Origin of the sequence: Parafrigoribacterium mesophilum (assembly GCF_039652555.1) — a bacterium.
Classification (GTDB): domain Bacteria; phylum Actinomycetota; class Actinomycetes; order Actinomycetales; family Microbacteriaceae; genus Parafrigoribacterium; species Parafrigoribacterium mesophilum.
On sequence record NZ_JBDJAF010000027.1, the window covers coordinates 1 to 297 of the forward strand.

The following is a 297-nucleotide window of genomic DNA, read 5'->3' on the forward strand; positions in this document are numbered from 1 at the left end:
AAACGGCCACGCTCACCCTCTACTTCCCGGACGACCGGCTGCCGTCCCGGCGCTGGCGCCCGGTGGCCTGGGTCGCCTGGTCGGTGGTGGGGGTGGGCAGCCTCGGCAACAACCTGATCGGGCCGCCGCTGGAAGAGGTGGATGCCGGGCTGCACAATCCGTTGACCATCTCCGGCATCGACCCGGCACTGTCGCTGTCCAACTTCGCGACGCTGATCGGACTGGCCGTGGCCTGCTTCGCCGCCGGGCTCGTCGGCGTCATCGTCCGCACCGTGCGCGGCTCGCGGCAGCGCCGGG

General features: G+C 72.1%; 1 protein-coding gene. It reads left to right on the forward strand.

Features of this window, described 5'->3' with window-relative positions; all coding sequences use genetic code 11:
- On the forward strand, positions 1-297 hold a 297-nt coding region (locus ABFX56_RS15960; RefSeq protein ID WP_346234351.1), incomplete at both ends, for a hypothetical protein.